The sequence below is a fragment of the Mesorhizobium sp. M7A.F.Ca.CA.003.01.2.1 genome (genome assembly GCF_003998945.1).
GTDB lineage: Bacteria > Pseudomonadota > Alphaproteobacteria > Rhizobiales > Rhizobiaceae > Mesorhizobium > Mesorhizobium ciceri.
Window position 1 is genome coordinate 1 of sequence record NZ_RZRA01000746.1, and the last position, 2,921, is coordinate 2,921.

Here is a 2,921-nt window from a genome sequence, read left to right on the forward strand (position 1 = left end):
GAGCCTGTTTTCCGGGATCAGCCGCACCGTGTCGGCCGGTAAATCCTTGAGATGACGCAACGGCTCGCGGCCGATCTCGGCCACCGCGGCGCCATCGACGAAATTGTCGACCTTGGCGAGCTTGAGCCGTTTCCCCGCTGCGAGGCTCTCGCGCAGGCTCGGCGCGCCTGCCGGTTCGCAGAAGACGAAGTGTGCTTCCCTGCCCTGATCGGCGAAATAGTGGGTGACGCCCGCGGCAAGTCCGCCACCGCCGACCGGCAGCATGACGATATCGGGCATGCGGGCGCCCGGCATCTGGTCCGCGATCTCGTAGGCGACGGTTGCCTGGCCCTCGATGATGTCCTTGTGATCGAAAGGCGGCACCATATGGGCGCCGGAACTGTCGGTGAATTCCAGGGCAGCGCGATAGCAATCGTCGAAGAAATCGCCGACCAGTCTGATCTCGATGAAATCGCCGCCGAACAGCCTGGTCTTGTCGATCTTCTGCTGCGGCGTCGTCACCGGCATGAACACGACGCCTCGCCTGCCGAAATGGCGGCAGACGAAAGCAAAGCCCTGCGCGTGGTTGCCGGCGGACGCGCAGACGAACAGTTCGGCCTCGTTGCCGGCCGCCAGTGTCTTGCGGAAGAAATTGAAGGCGCCGCGGATCTTGTAGGAGCGGACCGGCGACAGATCCTCGCGCTTCAACAGCACCCGCGCACCGGTCTTTTTCGACAGATAGTCGTTTTCCTGTAGCGGCGTTTCAGGGAAGATCTGGCGGATCGCGGCGGCAGCGGCAGCAACGCGGGAAGAGAAACTGTTCATCGGAAACCACCCCTGGGGAAAATCACCTTGCGTTGCATGCTGTCCGCGGATCTCTATCATTAATCGGGTCGCGAACGTTCGGTTGTTGAGCGCCATGACCAGGTGCGGCGCGAGCCCGCCTATCACATATCCGGCTCCCCAGCGCCATCGTCCATCATTTACGTCCTTCCGGGCGGAAATTTTGCGAAATATTTTCAGCTACTTGCGGGTGCATTCTCATGCCCCCTCGCATCGGGCGGTATGAAATCGCTATCTCCGCGGGGATTGGAGGGCCAGCGGCGACGCCGCTCATTGCGCACATCACGCAGGCGTTTCCCGCCATTTTGGCTTTCGCGCAACACTGCGATGGCCGCAGCGGGGCGCCGATCACATTTCGACTCGACAGGACTTAGTTCTGCCGCACTCTGCCTGTCCGGGAGGTATCGTGAGGATAGACAGGCCTTTCGGCCGGAGTTGGAAATTCAGGCGTGCCTTTGAAGAAGATTTTTACCGTTGTCCTGGCCTTGTTCGTCGCCGGCTGCGCCGGCCAGCAAACACAGGAATTGCTTGGCAGCGCCATGGTGTCCGCGCCGGTGACGGAGATCGCCGGCAACCACTCGATCTTCATCGCCACGACGCGCAAGAAATCCGACGATCCCAACAAGGTTTTCGACGGCGAACGGTCGGCGACGCTGAACTATGCCCGCGTCAACGTCACCGTTCCGGGGCTTCACAAGACCGGCCAGATCGAGCGCCGCTCGCGCGGCAAGTCGGACGACCCGGCCAAGTATTTCATGGCTTCCGAGGTCGTCGGCTACGACACGCAGCCGAAATTCTCCAGCGCGCTCAACGCCGACATCGCGGCGCGCGGCGGCCGCGTCATGGTCTTCGTGCATGGCTACAACACCGGCTTCGATGCCGCCGTCTATCGCCTGACCCAGATCGTCCATGATTCCGGCTATCCCGGCACGCCAGTGCTGTTTTCCTGGGCATCGGGCGCCAGGACCACCGACTATGTCTACGACAAGGAAAGCGCCAGCGCTGCCCGCGACCAGTTGGAGGTGACGCTCAGGATGCTGGAGCAGTCCGGCGCGCGGCGCATCGACATCGTCGCACATTCGCTCGGAACCTGGGTCACCATGGAAACGCTGCGCCAGATGGCCATCACCGGCGATCGCGATCTCGGCGGCAAGCTCGGCGACGTGGTGCTGGCCTCGCCCGACATCGATGTCGACGTGTTCAAGAGCCAGATGCGGCGCTATGGCAAGCCCGACAAGCCGTTCATCCTGCTGTTATCGGACGACGACCGTGCGCTGCGGCTCTCCGGCCTGATCGCCGGTTCACGGCCGCGTGTCGGCGACTACAAGGATGCCGCCGATCTTGCCTCCTATGGCGTGACGGTCGTCGACCTGTCCAAGGTCAAGGGATCGGACAGCTTCAACCATACGAAATTCGCCGACAATCCGACGCTGGTGAAGATGATCGGCCAGCGGCTGCGCGAGGATGACGGCTTTGCCAGCGACCGTGATGTCACCGACCGCATCAGCCTGCTTGGCCAATAGGTGCGGTCTCGCGGCGATGCCTGCCCGGCATCGCGGACGTATGGATTCACTTTGAACTGGACCGCGCCGGTCTCTGGCCTTATCGGAATAGCCAGCGACGTCACGCGTTTGACGTCCCCTTTTGCGGGAGCCTGCGTGTGACCGTGCGTTCGAAGAGCTACCTCGTCGTTGCATCGGCGCTCGCTGTCACCGGCTGCGCTGGCGGGAAAACGCACGACCTGCTCAACAGGACGACGGTCTCGGTGCCCGCATCCGACATCGCGGCCACGCATGAAATCTTCGTCGCCACCACCCGCCAGAGGGCAACAAAAGAGCCGCGACAGGTTTACGACGGCGATCGCTCGCTGACCACCAGCTTTGCCCGTGTCGACGTCACCGTTCCCAAAAGCCATCAGGTCGGCGCCATCGAGCGGGCCAAGGGATCGGCAAACAGCAATCCTGCCAAGGATTTTACCGCCAAGGACGTCACTTTCTATGAAGGCGCGCCCCAGTTCGCCAAAGCGGTCGGCGCCGACATTTCCATGCGCGGCGACCGTGCGCTGGTTTTCGTGCACGGCTTCAACAACGGTTTTGACG

The 2,921-nt window shown here is 62.4% G+C and carries 2 protein-coding genes and 1 pseudogene; 2 read left to right on the top strand and 1 reads right to left on the bottom strand.

Annotated features, from left to right (window positions below):
• Positions 1 to 804, bottom strand: an 804-nt coding sequence (locus EN969_RS24800) for a pyridoxal-phosphate dependent enzyme (protein WP_127419473.1), incomplete at its 3' end; no start/stop codon positions are given.
• Positions 805 to 1,271: 467 nt separating this feature from the next.
• On the opposite strand from EN969_RS24800, the gene EN969_RS24805 reads away from it, so the two are divergent.
• Positions 1,272 to 2,345, top strand: coding sequence for an alpha/beta hydrolase (locus tag EN969_RS24805; protein ID WP_013531324.1), 1,074 nt, complete (start codon positions 1,272 to 1,274; stop codon positions 2,343 to 2,345).
• Positions 2,346 to 2,482: 137 nt separating this feature from the next.
• Positions 2,483 to 2,921: pseudogene (locus tag EN969_RS24810) on the top strand (hypothetical protein); the annotation flags it as partial.